At 66.9% G+C, this 19,276-nt stretch carries 21 protein-coding genes; 11 read left to right on the top strand and 10 right to left on the bottom strand.

The window, feature by feature from the left end; all coding sequences use genetic code 11:
- Window positions 1-79: 79 nt before the first annotated feature.
- Window positions 80-817: a 3-oxoacyl-[acyl-carrier-protein] reductase gene (fabG, locus tag BRAS3809_RS17575; protein WP_008963443.1), complete on the bottom strand. Its 738-nt coding sequence runs from the start codon at window positions 815-817 to the stop codon at window positions 80-82.
- A gap of 35 nt (window positions 818-852) precedes the next feature.
- Entirely contained in the window at window positions 853-1,812 is a 960-nt protein-coding gene (gene fabD / locus BRAS3809_RS17570) for an ACP S-malonyltransferase (RefSeq protein WP_008963442.1), read from the bottom strand.
- Between the two features lie 372 nt (window positions 1,813-2,184).
- On the opposite strand from fabD, the gene rpsF reads away from it, so the two are divergent.
- The 4 genes from rpsF to rplI all read left to right on the top strand — a co-directional run bounded on the left by rpsF (window position 2,185) and on the right by rplI (window position 4,611).
- On the top strand, window positions 2,185-2,646 hold the full coding sequence (rpsF, locus tag BRAS3809_RS17565; RefSeq protein ID WP_035656597.1) for a 30S ribosomal protein S6: 462 nt from the start codon (window positions 2,185-2,187) through the stop codon (window positions 2,644-2,646).
- 5 nt (window positions 2,647-2,651) lie between these two features.
- Window positions 2,652-2,891 (top strand): 30S ribosomal protein S18, encoded by a 240-nt coding sequence (gene rpsR, locus BRAS3809_RS17560; RefSeq protein WP_008963441.1) that lies wholly within the window; start codon window positions 2,652-2,654, stop codon window positions 2,889-2,891.
- 132 nt (window positions 2,892-3,023) lie between these two features.
- Window positions 3,024-3,971: a DUF2232 domain-containing protein gene (locus tag BRAS3809_RS17555; protein WP_008963440.1), complete on the top strand. Its 948-nt coding sequence runs from the start codon at window positions 3,024-3,026 to the stop codon at window positions 3,969-3,971.
- A 49-nt stretch (window positions 3,972-4,020) separates the two neighbouring features.
- Window positions 4,021-4,611 (top strand): 50S ribosomal protein L9, encoded by a 591-nt coding sequence (gene rplI / locus BRAS3809_RS17550; protein WP_008963439.1) that lies wholly within the window; start codon window positions 4,021-4,023, stop codon window positions 4,609-4,611.
- Window positions 4,612-4,696: 85 nt separating this feature from the next.
- On the opposite strand, the gene BRAS3809_RS17545 is transcribed toward rplI, so the two are convergent.
- Window positions 4,697-5,470 carry a hypothetical protein gene (locus BRAS3809_RS17545; RefSeq protein ID WP_008963438.1) on the bottom strand — a complete coding sequence of 258 codons (774 nt, stop codon included), beginning with the start codon at window positions 5,468-5,470 and terminating at the stop codon, window positions 4,697-4,699.
- A gap of 429 nt (window positions 5,471-5,899) precedes the next feature.
- On the opposite strand from BRAS3809_RS17545, the gene BRAS3809_RS17540 reads away from it, so the two are divergent.
- From BRAS3809_RS17540 to BRAS3809_RS17525, 5 genes are all read left to right on the top strand, one after another.
- The gene (locus tag BRAS3809_RS17540; protein ID WP_035656594.1) at window positions 5,900-7,150 is read left to right on the top strand and encodes a cyclopropane fatty acid synthase; all 1,251 of its coding nucleotides are present in this window, start codon (window positions 5,900-5,902) and stop codon (window positions 7,148-7,150) included.
- 441 nt (window positions 7,151-7,591) lie between these two features.
- On the top strand, window positions 7,592-7,714 hold the full coding sequence (locus BRAS3809_RS37620) for a hypothetical protein (RefSeq protein ID WP_283805770.1): 123 nt from the start codon (window positions 7,592-7,594) through the stop codon (window positions 7,712-7,714).
- A gap of 289 nt (window positions 7,715-8,003) precedes the next feature.
- Window positions 8,004-9,512 (top strand): replicative DNA helicase, encoded by a 1,509-nt coding sequence (locus tag BRAS3809_RS17535; protein ID WP_035656593.1) that lies wholly within the window; start codon window positions 8,004-8,006, stop codon window positions 9,510-9,512.
- A gap of 45 nt (window positions 9,513-9,557) precedes the next feature.
- The gene (gene alr, locus BRAS3809_RS17530) at window positions 9,558-10,742 is read left to right on the top strand and encodes an alanine racemase (RefSeq protein ID WP_008963434.1); all 1,185 of its coding nucleotides are present in this window, start codon (window positions 9,558-9,560) and stop codon (window positions 10,740-10,742) included.
- A gap of 785 nt (window positions 10,743-11,527) precedes the next feature.
- Window positions 11,528-11,743 carry a hypothetical protein gene (locus BRAS3809_RS17525; protein WP_035656591.1) on the top strand — a complete coding sequence of 72 codons (216 nt, stop codon included), beginning with the start codon at window positions 11,528-11,530 and terminating at the stop codon, window positions 11,741-11,743.
- 194 nt (window positions 11,744-11,937) lie between these two features.
- On the opposite strand, the gene BRAS3809_RS17520 is transcribed toward BRAS3809_RS17525, so the two are convergent.
- The 6 genes from BRAS3809_RS17520 to BRAS3809_RS17495 form a co-directional block, all read right to left on the bottom strand.
- Window positions 11,938-12,222 (bottom strand): hypothetical protein, encoded by a 285-nt coding sequence (locus BRAS3809_RS17520; protein ID WP_008963433.1) that lies wholly within the window; start codon window positions 12,220-12,222, stop codon window positions 11,938-11,940.
- A 444-nt stretch (window positions 12,223-12,666) separates the two neighbouring features.
- Window positions 12,667-13,641, bottom strand: a complete 975-nt coding sequence (locus BRAS3809_RS17515) for a hypothetical protein (RefSeq protein WP_008963432.1) — start codon at window positions 13,639-13,641, stop codon at window positions 12,667-12,669.
- Between the two features lie 400 nt (window positions 13,642-14,041).
- A complete protein-coding gene (locus BRAS3809_RS17510) occupies window positions 14,042-14,602 on the bottom strand; it encodes a GNAT family N-acetyltransferase (protein ID WP_008963431.1) in 561 nt (186 codons plus the stop codon).
- A 72-nt stretch (window positions 14,603-14,674) separates the two neighbouring features.
- Window positions 14,675-15,166, bottom strand: a complete 492-nt coding sequence (locus BRAS3809_RS17505) for a hypothetical protein (protein ID WP_008963430.1) — start codon at window positions 15,164-15,166, stop codon at window positions 14,675-14,677.
- Between the two features lie 94 nt (window positions 15,167-15,260).
- Window positions 15,261-16,538, bottom strand: a complete 1,278-nt coding sequence (gene thrS / locus BRAS3809_RS17500; protein WP_283805769.1) for a threonine--tRNA ligase — start codon at window positions 16,536-16,538, stop codon at window positions 15,261-15,263.
- Window positions 16,539-16,756: 218 nt separating this feature from the next.
- On the bottom strand, window positions 16,757-17,575 hold the full coding sequence (locus tag BRAS3809_RS17495) for an SDR family NAD(P)-dependent oxidoreductase (protein ID WP_008963428.1): 819 nt from the start codon (window positions 17,573-17,575) through the stop codon (window positions 16,757-16,759).
- Window positions 17,576-17,667: 92 nt separating this feature from the next.
- Here BRAS3809_RS17495 and BRAS3809_RS17490 point away from each other — a divergent pair, with 92 nt between their 5' ends.
- Complete coding sequence (locus BRAS3809_RS17490) at window positions 17,668-18,246, top strand: TetR/AcrR family transcriptional regulator (protein WP_008963427.1); 579 nt, start codon at window positions 17,668-17,670, stop codon at window positions 18,244-18,246.
- Between the two features lie 9 nt (window positions 18,247-18,255).
- On the opposite strand, the gene BRAS3809_RS17485 is transcribed toward BRAS3809_RS17490, so the two are convergent.
- Complete coding sequence (locus tag BRAS3809_RS17485; RefSeq protein ID WP_008963426.1) at window positions 18,256-18,498, bottom strand: cysteine rich repeat-containing protein; 243 nt, start codon at window positions 18,496-18,498, stop codon at window positions 18,256-18,258.
- A 27-nt stretch (window positions 18,499-18,525) separates the two neighbouring features.
- Here BRAS3809_RS17485 and xth point away from each other — a divergent pair.
- Window positions 18,526-19,276: exodeoxyribonuclease III (gene xth / locus BRAS3809_RS17480; protein WP_035656589.1), on the top strand; the 751-nt coding region annotated here is incomplete at its 3' end.

The raw sequence follows: 19,276 nt of genomic DNA, 5'->3' as shown, positions 1-19,276 counted from the left end.
TACACGTAAATCATTGGCCACACGGCCCGTCTGGGTTGTTGCGACGCCTTTTCGCCGCATTCCGAGCCGCGGAAGCCACCTAGATCATGGCCATGCCGCCGTTGACGTGGATCGTCTGCCCGGTGACGTAAGCGGCCTCGTTGGAGGCGAGATACACCGCAGCTGCAGCAATGTCCTCCGGCGTGCCCAACCGCGCCGCAGGCACCTTGGCCAGGATGGTCTCGCGCTGCTTGTCATTGAGCGCGTCCGTCATCGGCGTCTTGATGAAGCCGGGCGCGATGCAGTTGGCGGTGACGCCGCGCTTGGCATATTCAGCGCCCAGCGTCTTGATCATGCCGATGATGCCGGCCTTGGACGCCGTGTAATTGCCCTGCCCCGGATTGCCGGTGACGCCGACGATCGAGGTGATCGCGATGATGCGGCCGAAGCGCTTGCGCATCATCAGCTTGGTGGCGGCGCGCGACAGGCGGAAGGTCGCCGTCAGGTTGACCTTGATGACCTCGTCCCAATCCTCGTCGCGCAGCTGCACGAACAGGTTGTCCCGGGTGATTCCGGCGTTGGCGACGAGAATGTCGACCTGCCCCATGGCCTGCTCCGCAGCCGGCACGAGCGCCTCGACCTCCGCAGCATCCGACAGGTTGCAAGGCAGCACGTGCACGCGGCTGCCCAGCTCGCCGGCCAGGGTCTCGAGCACCTCCCGGCGCGTGCCGGAGATGGCCACGGTCGCCCCCTGGGCGTGCAAGGCCTTGGCGATCGCGTTGCCGATGCCGCCGGTCGCGCCGGTGACCAACGCGGTCCTGCCACTGAGATCGAACATCTGGACTCTCCTCACTACCGCTGACCCGCGGCGCTTTACGAAGCTTTCGCCGCAGCCAGCGCATCCTTGGCCGCAGCAATGTCCGCCGGCCCGCCGACGGCGACGCCGACCGCGCCATCGGCGATTCGCTTGACCAGGCCGCTCAGCACCTTGCCGGCACCGATCTCGAAGAAACGGGTGACGCCCTGGCCCGCCATGTAGGCGATCGATTCGCGCCAGCGCACGGTGCCCGTGACCTGCTCGACCAGCCGGCGGCGAATCTCGTCGGGATCGGTGATCGGCGCAGCCAGAACATTCGAGACCACAGGCGCAGCCGGCGCCTTGATGGTCACCTTCGACAGCGCCTCAGCCATCACCTCGGCCGCCGGCTGCATCAGCTGGCAATGGAAGGGTGCGGAGACCGGCAGCAGCATGGCGCGCTTGGCCCCCTTGGCGCGGGCGATGTCGACGGCGCGGTCCACGGCGGCCTTGTTGCCGGACACCACCACCTGGCCACCGCCATTGTCATTGGCGGCCTGGCAGACCTCGCCCTGGGCCGCCTCTTCGGCGACGGCGACGGCGGCCTCATAATCCATCCCGAGCAGCGCTGCCATGGCACCGACTCCGACCGGAACGGCCTTCTGCATGGCCAGCCCGCGCGTGCGCAGCAGGCGGGCGGTATCGGCGATCGTCAGGCTGCCGGCCGCCGCCAGCGCCGAATATTCGCCGAGGGAGTGGCCGGCGACGAACGCCGCGTCGCGCCCGACCGAGAAGCCGGCCTCGCTCTCCAACACCCGCAACGTCGCCATCGACACCGCCATCAGGGCCGGCTGGGCATTCTCGGTGAGCTGCAGGGTCTCAGCGGGGCCTTCCCAGATGATCGTGGTCAGCTTCTCGCCGAGCGCCGCGTCGACCTCGTCGAACACCGCGCGGGCGGCCGGAAACGCGTCCGCGAGCGCCTTGCCCATGCCGACGGCCTGGGACCCCTGCCCCGGAAAAGTGAATGCTGCCGTCATGGCCGCTCCCTGAACGTTCCAAAATCCCTGGAATTGAGTAACTTTGGCCGGAAAGACACTGGCCGGGCCTGCCATGTCAAGCGCGTGACGGGCGCATTTCGACCACTTTCCCTTGCCTCGGGCGCGAAAATCGGTATAAGGCCCGCCATCCGTGGATCCCGAGCCGGGAGCTGAACGGACGGTCCCAGCAAATTCGTTTTGCTTCATCTTGGGGAATTTCCATCTCCAGGACGTCCAGGCGAGTTTGATGTGGCAGGGCCAGTCGGCCCGTCGTCCCGTGTTCCCGCCTTCTGAGCTGACGTCTGCGAGTCCTTTCCACAAGGTCTCGAAGGGCTTGACGCCGGGATTTGCGCCAACATGGAAAGGACAGCCATGCCGCTTTACGAGCATGTTTTCCTCGCGCGTCAGGACGCGAGCACCCAGCAGGTGGAAGAACTGACGGCACAGATGACCGGTATCGTCGAGGGTCTCGGCGGCAAGGTCACCAAGACCGAGAACTGGGGCGTTCGCTCCCTCACCTACCGCATGAACAAGAACCGCAAGGCGCACTTCGTGCTGCTCAACATCGACGCGCCGTCCGCGGCGATCGCCGAGATCGAGCGCCAGGAGCGCATCAGCGAGGACGTGATCCGCTATCTCAGCGTCCGCGTCGAGGAGCTCGAGGAAGGCCCGTCGGCGATGATGCGCAAGGCCGATCGCGACCGTGAGCGCGACGACCGCGGCGGCGGCTTCCGTGGTGAGCGCGAAGGCGGCGGCTTCCGTGGCGATCGCGGTGACCGTGGCGATCGCGGCCCGCGCCGGCCCCGTGACGAAGAAACTGCGGACGAGGAGTAAGATCAATGGCTGAAGCCCCCGCACGTCGCCCGTTCTTCCGCCGCCGCAAGACCTGCCCGTTCTCGGGCCCGAACGCGCCGAAGATCGACTACAAGGATTCGAAGCTGCTCATGCGCTACGTCTCCGAGCGCGGCAAGATCGTGCCGAGCCGTATCACGGCGGTGTCCGCCAAGAAGCAGCGTGAGCTGGCCCGCGCCATCAAGCGCGCCCGCTTCCTCGGCCTGCTGCCCTACGTCATCCGCTAACCGCGGAGTTCGAGCCGGCGGCCACGCGCCGCCGGTTCCTCTTCCTGAATTCTCATAAGGCTTCCGGGTCGTCCGGTCGCCGATGGTTGGGGCCACGGAGCCTCTAACCGCTCGAAAGGAGCGGGACAGCTGATGATCGCACCGATACTCATCGCGCTCGCGGCAGGCGCTGCCTCCGCCGTCATGTTCGCCTCGATCGTCTCGGGCCTGCTGATCTCGCTCGCGCTGTTCTATCTCGCCCCGCTGCCGCTGATGGTCGCCGCCATCGCCTGGGGCCCGGTCTATGCCGGCATCGGCGGGATCGCAGCGGCCTTCGGGCTGGGCCTGTTCGTCAATGTCCCCTACTGCATCGCCTTCGTCATTGGCGTCGCGCTGCCGGCCTGGTGGCTCGGTCACCTCGCGATGCTCGGCCGCACCGTCGCGACCGACGCAGCTGAGGCGATCGAATGGTACCCGATCGGTCGCATCCTGCTGTGGATCGCCGGCCTCGCCACGCTGACGACCTTCGCCGCGCTGCTGACGCTCGGCACCGACGCCGACACGATCACCGACACGCTGCGGCGCGCGCTGACCAGGCTGATGAGCGCCGCCGACTCACCCCTGCCCAAGGAGGCGGACCGCTGGATCGATGCGCTGATCCGGATCGCCCCCGGCGGCGCCGCGATGTTCGCGACCCTCACGCTGAGCCTCAATCTGTGGCTCGCCGGCAGGATTGCCGCTACCTCGGGGCTGCTGCGCCGGCCCTGGCCCGATCTGCGCGCCACCGCACTGCCGCCGATGACCCTAGTGGCGCTGCTCGTCGCCATCGGCCTTGCCTTCAGCAGCGGCCTGATCGCGCTCGCCGCCGTCATTGCCGCGGCGGCGTTGCTGATGGCCTACGCCCTGACCGGCTTCGCCGTGCTGCATACGCTGACGCTCGCGCTGCGCAGCCGCGCGCTGTGGCTCGGCTCGATCTACGTGGTGATCGCGCTGTTCATCTGGCCGGTGCTGGCGATCACCGCGCTCGGCCTCGCCGACGCCGCCTTCGACCTTCGTCACCGCTTCGGGCCACGGCGGCCGCCGCCATTGCCGGTGCCCTGAAAGTTCAACGTCACACCAACCGCTTCCGAACATCTGAAGGAGAACATCGATGGAAGTCATTCTGCTGGAACGCGTCGCCAAGCTCGGCCAGATGGGCGAGATCGTGAAGGTCAGGGACGGGTTCGCCCGCAATTTCCTGCTTAAGCGCAAGAAGGCGCTGCGCGCGACCGCCGAGAACAAGGCCAAGTATGAGGGCATGAAGGCCGAGCTCGAGGCCAACAACATCAAGGCCAAGGGCGAGGCGTCCAAGGTCGCCGAGAAGATCGACGGCCGCGACATCGTCATCATCCGCCAGGCCTCCGAATCCGGCCAGCTGTTCGGCTCGGTCTCGGTCCGCGACATCGTCGCAGCGCTGGCCGCCGACGGCATCAACGTCAGCCGGCCGCAGGTCTGGCTCGATGCGCCGATCAAGACCATCGGCCAGCAGAAGATCACGATCGCGATCCACCCGGAGGTCGAGACCTCGGTGACGGTGACCGTGGCCCGCAGCGCCGACGAGGCCGAGCGCATCAAGCGCGGCGAGGACATCTCGACCCGCCAGGAGGACCGCGACGCGGCTGCCGAGGCGATCGCCGCCGCCGGCGAGTTCTTCGATCCGGAGGCTCAGGACGAGGCCGCCGGCGAACCGGCTGCGCAGTAAGCAAACACGCATTGCTCCAAAAGACCGAAGCCCGGCTCATCGAGCCGGGCTTCGTGCTGTTACACTTGTCTCACTGGGTCGTCTGTCACTGGGTCGTCGCCGGAGCCGGCGTCACCGGTGGTACCGGATCGGCGCGCAGCGCCGGTGCGGCGTCGCTCGATTTCGGCGTCTCCACCTTCGGCGGCTCGGACTGCGCGGCAGCGTCGTTTCGCGACGGCGATGCCGTCGTTGTACCGGTCGCATCGCCGCGCCGCTCGTCGGTCGCGGCACCTTCCTGCGTCGGCTTCTTGCGCTTGCCGTGCTTGCCCTTCTTGGCGGCGGCACCGCTCTCGCCATCGGCCGGCTCGGCGGCCTGAGGCTTTGCCTCGGCTCCCGCGTCGGGCTTGGCCTCGGCCGGCTCGGTGCGCTTGGAGTGACGGCTGCGGCGGCGCGGCTCGCTCTGCCCGGCGCCTTCGCCCTCGGCGGCAGGCTTGGCCTCTGCAGGTTTGGCCTCCGACGACTCCGCCGCGGCGCGCGCCCGGCGCTCGGCCCGCGTCTCCTTGCCGTCCTTGCTACCGTCCTTGCCCGAATGGCCCATGTAGCGGGCGTCGGCCGCCCCGTTGGAAATCAGGTAGTTGGCGAGCACGCCGGCCATCTCGGGGCTGGTCGTATAATGCTGCCGCAGGAACCCGGGCAGCGATCCCGCCGATACCGTCTTGGCCAGGCCGCGCGGCGACTTGTGGCAGACCACGCAGGTCCCGTTGTATATCTGTGCCGGGCTCTTGCCGGCATCGAGATTTTCCTGCGCCATCGCCGCACCGGCCAAGCCGATGCAGAACACGACCGCCACCGTCGCCAAATTGAGCGCTCGGCCCACCATTCTCATTCTCCAGCTATGGTTTTGCCCACACGGTGCCATCCGTGACGGCAGTTGCCGTACTTCCCCCTCGCCATCGGGCGAGCGCGACACCAGCCTGGGCGGCTGCGCTCCTCGACGGCGATCCTCCGAGACCTGATCCAGCCGGAACCGATCGGACCAGGACGGCCGGACACCGGCTAAGCACCGGCGGCCGCCGCCTTTTTAGCGGATCGGAGAGCGAATGAAAGCGCACAGATGTCCTAGCGCACAGATGTCCAGCCCTTCGATGTGGGTCGGGAATAACGACCTTGTGTGCATCGGAATGGCACGAGATATGCCTCCTAACTAACATACGTAAGGTTGGAATGGGAACCAATCGGTTCTCGACGCGTCGAGTGCGACAGCCGGGCAAGTCAGCATCTCACGGGGGTAGCTCGTTGGGTGATGGGAATGGACCGTTTGCTGCAAAACCTCTTGAGTCGCTTCATCTGCCGTGGGTCGATCAGCTTCACGACCGCCGACGGCGCCACGTTCAGCTGCGGGGATGGAACTGGTGTTCCCGTCGCGGCGCGCTTTCTGACCCGGCAGGCCGAGCGCCGGCTCCTGACCAACCCCGAGCTCGCGCTCGGCGAGACCTACATGGACGGCAGCTTCGTGCTCGAGCGGGGATCGATCGCCGACCTGCTGTCGATCATCATGAGCCAGCCGGCCGTGATGCCGGATTGGGCCAAGCCGCAATGGTGGCTGCGCTACCTGATCAGACCGCTGCGGCAGCTCAACATCCGGGCACGCGCGCGCCGCAACGTTGCGCATCACTATGACCTCGACGGGCGGCTGTATTCGCTGTTCCTCGATGCCGACAAGCAATATTCCTGTGCCTATTTCGGCACGCCGGACACGACGCTCGACGACGCCCAGCTCGCCAAGAAGCGGCATCTCGCGGCCAAGCTGCTGATCGATCCCGATCACCGCATCCTCGACATCGGGTGCGGCTGGGGCGGGCTCGGCCTGTATCTCGCGGAGATGACGGGCGCCGACGTCACCGGCGTGACCTTGTCGACCGAACAGCTCCAGGTCGCCAATGCGCGCGCGGCGGAGCGACAGCTTTCCACCTCCGCCCGTTTCCTGCTGCAGGATTATCGCGACATTCCGGGCAGCTTCGACCGCATCGTCTCGGTCGGCATGTTCGAGCATGTCGGCGCCGCCTTCTACGACACCTTCTTCCGCCGCTGCGCCGAGTTGCTCACCGACGACGGCGTGATGCTGCTGCATTCGATCGGACGGTCGGAGGGGCCGGACTCGACCAATCCGTGGATCGCCAAATACATCTTCCCTGGCGGCTACATTCCGGCGCTTTCGGAGGTGCTGCCGGCGATCGAGCGCGCCGGGCTGCTCGTCTGCGACGTCGAGATCCTCAGGCTGCACTACGCGGAGACGCTGAAGGCCTGGCGCGAGCGCTTCATGGCCCGCCGCGAGGAAGCCGTGCAGCTCTACGACGAGCGTTTCGCACGAATGTGGGAGTTCTATCTGGCGGCCTCCGAGATGGCGTTCCGCAGGCAGAACATGATGAACTTCCAGATCCAGCTCACCAAGCGGCAGGGCATCGTGCCGATGACCCGCGACTACATTCATCGCGAGGAAGCCCGCCTGCGCGCGCTGGAGCGCGGCACCCGCCCGGCACTGCGGATGGCGGGGGAGTAACGATTCGGCATCGACGCAGCTGTCGCGGTTCGCCGTCCCGCAGTCACATGAAGCTCCAGACAATGGTGGCGACACGAGCTGCCTCCATCGCCACAGCCGTCGTCCCGGCGAGAGCCGGGACCCATAGCCACCGGCGGCAATCGAGGGACCAGGTTCGATTGGCATCCCGCTCCACGACATCTCCCTGGGATCGGCGCAGCGACGCCGCTGACGCGGCCCCGCTGCTTGCGCGGGACGACAGCAGGATTTGGAGCCGCGATCTCCCGCTTGGTGGCGGGCGCCGGCGTTCGGCTCTCGCTTGAATTCAACTTCAAGATGCTCACTGTCAAACCAACATCTGAAGCACGAATTTCTGCTCATCCGTCTCAAATTTTCAAACAAAGCGTCAGGTCTGTGAACTGGCTCACAGATCCCGGGGAAGTCCGGCCGTAAAGTCCCGGCATGATCGAGAGCCCGACCCGAGCCATGCTGGAACCACAGACCGACTTCAGCACCGATTACGCGCTGATTGCCGCCGGCGTGTGCGCGTCCCTGATCGCGCTGCTGTATCTGCTGCTGGTTTGACACCGCAGGCGGACCTGACGGCAGCAGCCACGCCGTCGCGAGCGTTGCGCTCGAAACATGTCTCCGCAAATCTCCTCACCGGTGACGCTCCTCACTCCGTGATTGCATCACGGTTCCGCTGCCCCGTTCGCGGCGCTGCGTCCGCGCGTTCCCGTCAAGCACGGCATCTGGCGAGTCCGGATTCATCCACCAGATTTACCGGACGGTGAATAGCCGTCACGTTTCGCTTCCGCTTCGGACGCCGCTGGCGCTTTATCCCCTCCCCATCAAAGCTGCTAAACACGCATCCATGGCATTGACCGATTCGAACGTTCTCAAGCTGGCTCCTGCGGACGCCGCAACGCCGACCTATCGCAGCGCGCCTCACAACATCGAGGCGGAGCAGGGTCTGCTCGGCGCGATCCTCGTCAACAACGACGCGTTCTATCGCGTCTCTGATTTCCTCGAGCCGAAGCATTTCTACGAGCCGCTGCATCAGACCATCTTCGAGACGACGGCGAGCCTCATCCGCATGGGCAAGATCGCCACGCCCGTGACCTTGAAGACGTTCCTGCCGGCGGACGTCGACCTCGGCGGCATGACCGTCGGCCAGTATCTCGCGCGCCTGGCTGCCGAGGCGACGACGATCATCAACGCCCAGGACTATGGCCGCACCATCTACGATCTGTCGTTGCGCCGTGACCTCATCGGCATCGGCGAGGACATGGTCAACGTCGCCTATGACGCGCCGGTCGACTTCGCGCCGCGCAACCAGATCGAGGACGCCGAGCGCAGGCTGTACGAGCTCGCCGAGTCCGGCCGCTATGACGGCGGCTTCCAGAAATTCTCGCAGGCGCTGACCACCGCGCTCGACATGGCGGCCAAGGCGTTCCAGCGCGACGGCAAGCTGTCGGGCATCTCGACCGGCCTGCGCGATCTCGACGCCAAGATGGGCGGCCTGCAGCACTCCGACTTGATCATCCTCGCCGGCCGCCCCGGCATGGGCAAGACCTCGCTCGCCACCAACATCGCCTACAATGTCGCCCAGGCCTATGTTCCGGAACTGCAGCCCGACGGTACCTACAAGGCGGCGCAGGGCGGCGTGGTCGGGTTCTTCTCGTGCGAAATGAGCGGCGAGCAGCTCGCCACCCGCATCATCGCCGAGCGCTCCGGCATTCCCTCCAGCCACATCCGCCGCGGCGGCATCACCGAGGCCGATTTCGAGAAGCTGCGCGAATGCTCGATCGAGCTGCAGTCGCTGCCGTTCTATGTCGACGAAACCGGCGGCATCTCGATCTCGCAGGTCATGGCACGCGCCCGCCGCCTGAAGCGCCAGAAGGGCCTCGATCTCCTGGTGATCGACTACATCCAGCTGCTCGCCGGCTCCGGCAAGCGCGGCAGCGACAACCGCGTGCAGGAGATCACCGAGATCACCACCAGCCTGAAGGCGCTGGCCAAAGAGCTCAACGTTCCGATCATTGCGCTGTCGCAGCTGTCGCGTCAGGTCGAAAACCGCGACGACAAGCGGCCGCAACTGTCCGATCTGCGTGAATCCGGCTCGATCGAGCAGGACGCCGACGTCGTGCTGTTCGTGTATCGCGGCGAATACTATCTGGCCGCCAAGGAGCCGCGCCCCGGCACCGAGGAGCACCAGAAGTGGCAGATGGAAATGGAACAGGCGCTGGGCAAGGCCGAAGTGATCATCGGCAAGCAGCGCCACGGTCCGACCGGCACCGTCGAGCTGCACTTCGACGCCTCGGTCACCCGCTTCGGCGACCTCGCGCATGACGGCATGCCGCCGCAGCATCACGACTATTGACCGTGTACGGTTGAACCGGAACGCCGCGGCGCGTAAAACCGGCGCATGACTGTTCCCGAACCGAAACCTGCCGAGGCGCTCGTCTCGGCGGCCGATGATGCGGTCCCCGCCAGCGCCACCGGCGTGCTGACCATCGACCTCGATGCGCTCGCCGCCAATTGGCGCAAGCTGGAAAAGACCGCGGTGCCGGCCGAATGCGCCGGCGTCATCAAGGCCGACGCCTATGGCTGCGGCATCCCGCAGGTTGCGCGCACGCTCGCCGCGGCCGGCTGCAAGACCTTCTTCGTCGCCACCCTCGGCGAGGCCAGGATCGCCCGCAGCGCCCTGCCCGAGACAGCCGCGCTCTACGTGCTCGACGGCTTCTTCCAGAACACCGGCGACGACTACGCCGCGATCAACTGCCGCCCGGTCATCGGCGATCTCAACGAGCTCGCCGAGTGGGACATGTTCTGTCGCCGCACCGGCTGGAACGGCGGCGCCGCCATCCATGTCGATACCGGCATGAACCGGCTGGGACTGACGCCCACGGACGCGCAGGGCATGATCCCGCGCATCCAGAGCGGTGACCACGGCATCACGCTCATCATGAGTCACCTCGCCGCCGCCGAGCAGATCAACAGCCCGTCGAATGCGCGCCAGCTCGCGACCTTCCGCGAGGTCGCCAGCGTCTTCACCGGCGTGCCGGCGGCGCTCGCCGCCTCGTCCGGCATCTTCCTCGGCGCCTCCTTCCAGTTCGACATGGTGCGCCCCGGCGCTGCGCTCTACGGCGTCAACCCGACGCCGGAGGCCGACAACCCGATGCAGCCGGTCGCCGAGATCAAGGCCCGCATCGTGCAGCTGCGCGATCTCGCGCGCGGCGACGCCGTCGGCTATGGCGGCACCTGGACCGCGCGCCGCCCGACCAGGATCGCGATCCTCTCCGCGGGCTATGCCGACGGCTACTTCCGCGCTGCCTCGTCCAACGACGGCACCCGCGGCGCCGACGTCATCATCGCCGGGCAGCGCTGCCCCGTCGCCGGCCGCATCTCGATGGACCTGATCGCCGTCGACGTGACCGACCTGCCGCCGAAGGCCGCCCGCCGCGGCCACTTCGCCACCCTGCTCGGCGACGGCATCAGCGTCGACGAACTCGCGCATCATTTCGGCACCATCGGCTACGAGGTCCTGACCAATCTCGGCCGCCGCTACCACCGCATCTACAAGGGCGGCGCGGCGGTCGCGGAGAGCTGATCGCACACGCCGTCGTCGCCCGGATGAGCGCAGCGACATCCGGGGTCGCGCGCGCTGTTTGCGACGAACCCGGATATCGCTGCGCTCGTCCGGGCTACGCGATGGCCGCTTCGTTCGAAGTGTCCATAGTCGAACATGCGCTCTCGTTCTCGCGGCCGATAACGCCCGAGGCTTGCATCTCATCGTCACCCTCTCGCAAACGAGGGCGCAGGGAATGCCGGGTGCTGGCCGCAACCCATGGCCCGCCTGCAGAAAAGATAGCAGGCGGCAGTCACCACAGGTCGAGCCGGTCAACCGGCATCCCCTGCGCGATGGATTTACGCCTTATGCGCACTCTCCCCGGGGATCGGCTTTTTTGCCCCCGTAGCCGGCGGTTCATCATCACCACCGGCGTAGCATCAGCGTCGAGATGCCAGGACCATACGCTTTCGACGTGCGCCCCGGACCGTTCGTCCGCACGGCCGGGCCATGCTGCGATCCCGAGCGCCCACCACATCCCACCCCGCGTGCCGTGACGATCGCGATACGCCCCTCGTGCCGAGGCGGGACGGAGGGAGTGAAGCATAAACTTCGGAAAAACGAAATAACAATATTTTTCCCGAACGGACTGGACAGGGTGAGTCGGGTTGAAATCACGCGAGAAATGCGAATTTCGGCGCGCTGAACGCCGGTCGCAAGACGGCCCAGGCTGGGACGTGACGCGCAGTTCTCAAGACCTCTGGTCTTCCTCAACTCCTTGGAGCTATGCAGCGAGCTCCACCACGATCAATGACGAGAGGACTTCGATGGGCGAGCGGTCGAGAGCACCGGAGAGCGTTGCCGATATCGAGGCGCTGAGCTTGGATGAGCTCAACGAGTGGATCGGTCTTGCCGAGCTTCGCGCGACCAGAATGAAGCTTTCTGCATCACTGCAGAAGTCTGCGATGAAGCGGCTCGTTTGGCTCGAAGGACAGCGCGAGCGCCTTCATGGCATCGCTGCTCCGGAACGCGGTCGCTTCTGATCGGGAGAGCATGATCGCGGAACCCGCGGCGGCACCGTCTTTACCCATCCGCGGGGCTTTCTTAGGCGGCCGTGGCGGCTGCCACGCTGTCGAATTCGATGATCACGACACGCTCATTCAGTCCGAGCTTGAAGACCGCGGCCGGCATGTTGCGCGCGAAAACGCGGCCTTTGGCAGCTCACGGGGCCGGACGATCATTGTCCGATCCCCAGCGAGCCCGGCTCCACATCACCCGGCGCAACGGGCGGCGCGTAGGGGCTGGTGTCGACGCGGTCGTCCTGGGGACGATAGCGATAGCGCGGGACGATGTAATAATCGGGCACCCAATACGGGTCTTGCCTCACCGCGGGCGGGCCCGCGATGACGACCCGCAGCGGCCTGTGATGCGATGGTCGGGCTTCGGCTCTCGCGCCGGTCAGCGCGGTGGCGCTCAGCGCGGCCGCGATTCCGAGCACCCAGGCGACGGTCTGTGTTCTCATGCTGTCGGACCTTCTGCGTAGAGACCATCCAACGGACACGGCTCACCGGCGTTCCCAGGCGTCCGGGGAACATGAATTGAGCGAGTTGCAGTCTGCGTCTGCGCCCCCCGGGAGGAGTCCGTCTCGAGGCTGGTATCGCGCAGGGCGAGGCCCGCGACCTCGTCGGCCTCATGGTTCGAGATGCGCTGTAAATGCGGCGCTCCTTACCATAAGGCTCGGAAGCCGGTGGCGCTGCACACCGGACCATGAACACGCCAAGAGGAGTGTTCAGAGGGGCAAACGCCAAAACCTCCCTACACAGAGACGCTGAGGTGGCCGTCGGACTCCGACAGCGACCTCAGCGAGAGGGTGTTCAGCATGCTCGTGAAAAGCTCAGACCTCAACGGCACATGATCGACGGCAAAGATACAGAGCGGCCGTCGCCCGCGATCGGCGTTGAGCGGCCTACCCCGTCGCCACGATCCGATCCATCTCCTGCAGACGAACGAACGCCGCCCAGGCCTGGCGATATTCGATGTCGATGCAGTCGATGGTCAGCAGTGCGCGGGAGGCGTCCTTGATGTCCTTCGACGAGGGACGCAGCCGCGGATCGCCGGCGGCTTCCGATTTCTTCCAGCGCTCCTCGACGTCTCGCGCCAAAGCCAAAGCCTCGGACGGCGGACGCTTCTCCGCCGGGACCGCGAGCGGATGGCCCGAGGGAAATTTCGGCCAGTTCGGCGGCGGCCGGTCGGCGTGCCATTCCGGCGGCTTGCTCGCGGGTGCAGTCGGCTTGCCGCGCTCGCTGACGATGGTCTGCCCTGCACTGCTGCCGCCAGCCGAGCCCACGGTCTTCCCAGCGAGCGCCGCGATCTGCTGCTCCATCGGCTGGCCGCCTGCCCCACCCGCCCTGGAACCGGCCGCCTCCGCCATCGTCGAGGCCAGCGCCGTCAGCGTCGCCGGATCGCCCTCCGGCATCAGCTGCACGGCCGTCTTCACCACGGCGAGCGCGGTCGGCGAGATCGTGAGCTTCTTGTCAGGGTCCTTCTGCGCGACCTTCGGCTCGTCCTCGATCACTGGACAAGGGCGGTACGGCGCCTGCTGTCGCGTCAGCCGGCCGCCATCGTCGACGCGGACAAAATTCGCCGCCACGGCATAGACGAAGGGGGCATCGGCGACGTTGCCGGTGCGGTCGCGCGCCTTGACGAGACCGCAGACATATTTCGTCGCGCCTTCCGTCACCGACCGCATGCCGTCGAACTGCGCCGTATCCGGCGCGACCAGCACGTTACGCACCGCCGCGCGCGCCTTCATGTGGTCCGACGACAGCGCGCTCATGACAGGCTTTGCATCGATGGCGGGCGGCTGGACGTACCACCTGAGCTCCGCAGCCAGGAAAATTGCGCCAAATCCGGTCGCGATCAGCAGAGCCGGAACATTCATGACACCACTCCAAGTAGCGTATATTTTAAATTGCTTATCTCTCACCAAACTATTTTTGATAGAAATACTGAGCACACCTCGGCGCGGACCCGACGCGGGCGTGGCCAGGGCGAGAGACGGGGATGGGCGGTGACATCATACGGCATCCAGCCTTTCGGCCGGTAACGGAATGTTTCTGCGTTTCAGATCAGGGTTAAGCCGGTCTTAACGCGATCACTTCGGCATCGCGCCGGGAATGACGGCAATGGCCCCGTCCTGCCGCGACGAGAACGTCACGAATGAAAGAGGCGCCCAGGGGAGCACTCGCCCCCTGCGTGCATTCCTTCATCTTGCCAAGATTCGTTACACGCCCTTGCTCCGAGCTCGGTCGCTGCGGCCGCCAGCAGCAGGCGCGCACGCCTCACGCCTGCCCGCGCGCATCCGTCTTCAACAGCGCGTAGAGCATGTCGTCGCGCCATTCGCCGGCGACACGCAGATGGTCGCGCAGCCGGCCTTCGCAGCGGAAGCCGAGCTTTTCGGCAAGCCCGCGCGAGGCGGCGTTGTCGGGATGGATGAGGGCCTGCACGCGGTGCAGGCCGAGCTCGCCGAAGCAGAACCCGAGCATCGCCGCGACGGCCTCTGTGGCGATGCCGTCCCGCTGCCGATCGGGATCGACGATGTAGCCGATGGTGACGCGCCGGCTGCGCATCTGGCCATCGTGATAGTTGACCATGCCGATGCAGCGGTCGGTCTCGACCTCGGCGACGGCCCAGAACCGGTAATAGGACGGCGTGCAATCGATGAAGCGGCGCACCGCGCGCTCGCTCTCGCTGCGCTTGGTATAGGCCGGGTGATTCCAGAACCGCATCGCATCGGCATCGCTGAAGCAGCGATGCATGGCGTCGGAATCATCGGGACGAAACTGCCGCAGCCGCAGCCGGGATGTCGAAAGGACGGGATGCGGGATCGGTTGCTTGGCCATGGCGGGACTCGTGCAAGCTGGGAGCACGAGCCTAGCCACAACTCCTGCAATACGGCCAGCGATCTCCGGTCGTTATTTCCCGGTGAGCTTGATCGAGCCCAGGATCTTGGTCACCGCGGCGGCGTTGCGCTGGAAGCCGTCGGCCGTGCCCCATTGCGCGACCTGAAGGCAGCGCTTGCCGGGCAGCGGCGCCACCAGGGCCACGACCTGCCTGGTCTTCCTGTCCTCCGTCGCCGCGTATTGCGTCGCGGTGCCCTGCAGGCCGGGCAGCGTCTGCGCGCTCTCCTTGGCCGAGGCGCGATCAACCGTCATGCCGTTGCGCGTCAGCATCGCGACCAAATCGTCGCGCGCCGCTGCGCAATTCTCGCCGGCAAACGTGTAGATCGACATGAAGAACGCATTGCCGGGCGCGGCGGCATCGACGCCGTCCTCGGAATGATTGGGGCTCCAGCCGTCGGGAACGGTGACCGTGAAGGCCGATTTGTCATAGGGTACGCCGAACGTCCCGGCGACGGCCGCGGTCGAGATGGCCAGGATGCTCAGCGCACCGATCAGTGTTCTCATAGGTCCTCCCCCGTGCTCTTCGGGCTCGCGGTGATCGCCCTGCCCCAACGCGCCTGCGGCGCGTCGCATTGGTCGCGCCACGGCCCTGCCTGGTTCAGTCAAGATCTGCGCCGCCCGCTCGATCGACGCTGGCGCGAGGCGGCCGATTCCGCTCGCTCAGCGTGCTGACCGCCCGATCCAACGTGAGCACGGACGTCGTGCCGTCGCGCTCGCGCAGGCTCACCGTGCCCTGCGCTGCCTCGCGAGCGCCGACCACCGCGACAACGGGAATGCTCGCCGCACGCGCAGCGACGATCCGTCGCGACAACGTCTCGCCATCGGCGAGCAGCACGCCGCGCAGGCCGGCCGCGTCGAAGGCCGCGAGAACCTGCATGGCGTAGTCCGCCTGATCCTGCGCAATCGGCGCGACCGCGACCTGATCGGGCGACAGCCAGAACGGCAGCGCGCCGGCATGATGCTCGAGCAGCATCGCGATGAAGCGGCCGATCGAGCCGAACACCGCGTGGTGGATCATCACCGGCGTGGCGCGCGTCCCGTCGGCGGCGACGTAGGACGCGCCCAGGCGATCCGGCAGCACGCTGTCGAGCTGGACCGTGCCGCATTGCCAGGACCGGCCGAGCCGGTCGCGCAGCGCGAACTCCAGCTTGGGCCCGTAGAAGGCGCCCTCGCCCGGCTGGATGGCGTAGCTCAGGCCGCAGCCGCGCGCGGCATCGGCCAGCGCGGCCTCCGCCCAATCCCATAGCGCATCCGATCCCGCGCGCAGCAGAGGGCGCGTCGAGAGCGACACCTCGGGCGCGGCGAAGCCGAACGCCGTGTAGACCTCCGTGAGCAGCGCGACGAAGCGGGCGACCTCGCCTGCGACGTCCTCCGCGCGGCAGAACACATGTGCGTCGTCCTGCTCGAAGCCGCGCGTGCGCATCAATCCGTGCAGCGCGCCGGACGGCTCGTCGCGATGGCAGATGCCGAACTCCGCGTAGCGCAGCGGCAGCTCGCGCCAGGAGCGAAGTCCGCCGTTGAAGATCTGGACGTGGCATGGGCACGACATCGGCTTCAGCGCCATCGCGCGCTCGCCCTCGCCGAGGCTGAACATGTGGTCGCCGAACTTGTCCCAGTGCCCGCTGCGCATCCACAGCTCGCGCGGCAGCAGTTGCGGCGTCCTGACCTCGGCATAGCCGAGCCGGCGCATCCTGCCGCGGATGTCGTCCTCCAGCACGCGATAGAGCGTGTGGCCGCGCGGATGCCAGAACACCATTCCCGGCGCATCCTCCTGGATGTGCCAGAGGTCGAGACGTGGTCCGAGGCTTCTGTGATCGAGATCGTCCATGGCTTGCTTCCTTGCATGAAGCCGCGCGGACGAGGGTTGCGCAGACACAGAAAAGGCCCCGTCCGTCGCCGGCGAGGCCTTGTCTGGGATGCGATCTGCTACCGCATGCGACCAGGAGACGACCCGCCGGGGCTGGTCGTCGCGGTGGTCATCGGCATGGAGCAGAGCTTGCGCATGGCGCTCTATCGCATTCCCGCAGCTTGATCGTCAACGGCGCTGGAGCACAGGAGCTCCATCGCTGCCGCGTCTCGACATCGGAATTGCGTTCACGCCGACCGGGTGAAGCCGGCCATCACCCGCCCCAGCATCGCGGCGCGGCCCGCGCGCGGCAGCAGCATCAGGCTCGCCTCCAGCGCCTTGGCCAGGAACCCGGGCCGCACCGTGGTGCGGCGCCCCAGCATGTTGAGCGTACCCACCGCCACCTCGTCCGGCGTCTGGCCGCTCGCGATCGCCATGCGGGCGCGCTGGCCGAAGCCGCTCATGACCGGTCCCGGTGCTGAGGCCAGCACGTCGACGCCGAGCGGCTTCAGCTCGGGTGCGAGGCCCTCGGCGAGGCTCTGCACGAAGGCCTTCGTCGCGGCGTAGTTGGCGGCGCGCGGCACGCCCTGGAACGCGACCAGCGAGCTCATCAGCACGATGCCGCCGCGCCGGCGCGCGGCAAAGCGGTGGGCGAAGATATGAGTGAGCTGCGCCAGCGCACGGCAGTTGACGTCGATCATGTTGAGCTCGGCGGCGAGATCGCCATCGACGAACGGGCCCGAGGTGCCGAAGCCGGCGGCCGCGACCAGCAGGCCGACATCGAGAGACGCGGTGTCGCGGTCGATGCGGGCGATTTCATCGGGGACCGAGAGATCGGCTGAGATCACGACGGGACGGCTGGACGTGAGCGGTTCGAGCTCGTCGGCGAGCGCCTCCAGCACCGCCTTGCGCCGCGCGACCAGCACGAGGCCGAAGCCGGCCTCGGCCAGCCGCATCGCCAGGGCACGGCCGATGCCATCGGAAGCCCCAGTCACCACCGCGTAGGTGCCATAGGCCCGCCGCAACCGGTCGGCCGCGGCCAGCGGACGCTGGCGAGGACTGGACATGATCAGCTCCATTTAGATTACGATCGAACTCTAATTGCAAAGATGTCGAACGACCGCTAAATTGTCAAGCGCAACGACACAGGTTCGATCCGATGCGCAAGACCCGAGAACAAACCGCTGAGAGCAAAGCGAAAATTGTCGATACGGCGGCGCGGCTGCTGCGCGAGCGCGGGGTGGCGGGGGCGAGCATCGCCGATGTCATGGCCGCCGCCGGCATGACCCAGGGCGGTTTCTACCGGCACTTCACGTCCAAGAACGACATGCTTGCTGCCGCCACCCGGCACGCCTTCACGGCGATGGCCGGCGGCATGGATCGCGACACCGACGCGGGCAGTCCCGAAGCGGCACTGGCGGCCTATGTGGCGCGCTATCTATCGCCCGAGCACATCGCCCATCCCGGCGAAGGTTGCCCTGCGGCGGGCTTCGGCGCTGACGCCGGACGGATGCCGGACGTGCTCGGCGCAGAATTCGCCGAGGGCGCCGAGCAGCTGATCACGCGCGTGGCAGCCGGGCTGGTCGCGCGCGGCCTCGCCGAGCTGGAGGCGCGCGCGGAGGCGATCCGCACGCTGACGATGCTGGTCGGGACTGTCGTGATAGCCCGCGCGCTCGGCGCCTCACCGTTGCGGGACGAGATCGTGGCGGCGGCCCGGGAGAAGCTGGCGGTCGATTGAGGAGCGCGCCTAACTTTTTGTGCCGGCGACATTCGCGGCGTCGAGCACCTTCTTGCAGGCCTCGGCGAGCTCGGCATAATTCCGCATCATGCAAGCGATGATGCGGCCACCGCCCGGCAGCACGTCGACGCAGAACCTGATGTAGTCCGCCTGGCAGGCCGCGCGCTGCGCGTCGGTCGGCAGCTGCTGCGCCCGCGCGGACGCGAGGCCCAACGCCAACGTGAACAAAACGGCGGCTGCGAACTTTGACATCAGGTTTTTCCTCACTGCGGCGGCATCATGAAGATCGCGACCTTCAACATCAACAATGTGAGACGGCGTCTCCCCAACTTGCTGGCCTGGCTGCGCGCCGCCAAGCCGGACGTCGTCTGCCTGCAGGAGCTGAAATGCACCCAGGCCGAATTTCCGGTCGAGGAGATCGGCAAGGCGGGCTATGGCGCGGTGTGGCAGGGGCAGAAGACCTGGAATGGCGTCGCGATCCTCGCCCGCAAGGCGGAGCCGGTGCTGATCCGCACCGCCCTGCCCGGCTCGCCCGCGGACAAGGAGGCGCGCTACATCGAGGCGGCGGTGCGTGGCATCGTCATCGGCTGCCTGTATCTGCCGAACGGCAATCCGCAGCCGGGGCCGAAATTCGACTACAAGCTCGCCTGGTTCAAGCGGCTGCAGAAGCACGCGGCCAAATTCATCAAGGACGACCTGCCGGTCGTGCTCGCCGGCGACTACAACGTCGCCCCGACGCCGCTGGACATCTACCCGACGCGGTCCTGGGACAAGGACGCGCTGATCCAGCCGAAGAGCCGAGCCGCCTTCCGGACGCTGGTCGGCCAGGGCTGGTGCGACGCGATCCGCACGTTGCATCCGGACGCGCCGATGTTCACCTTCTGGGACTACAAGCGCAACCGCTGGCTGCGCGACGCCGGCCTGCGGCTCGATCATCTGCTGCTCAGCCCGCAACTCGCACCGCGGCTCAAGACAGCCGGCGTCGACCGCGCCATCCGCGGCGAGGACGGCGCCAGCGACCACGCGCCGG

The sequence above is a fragment of the Bradyrhizobium sp. STM 3809 genome (assembly GCF_000239795.1).
Taxonomy (GTDB): Bacteria; Pseudomonadota; Alphaproteobacteria; order Rhizobiales; family Xanthobacteraceae; genus Bradyrhizobium.
Note: the sequence above shows the minus strand (reverse complement) of the source record. Positions and strands in the feature narration are given on the sequence as shown.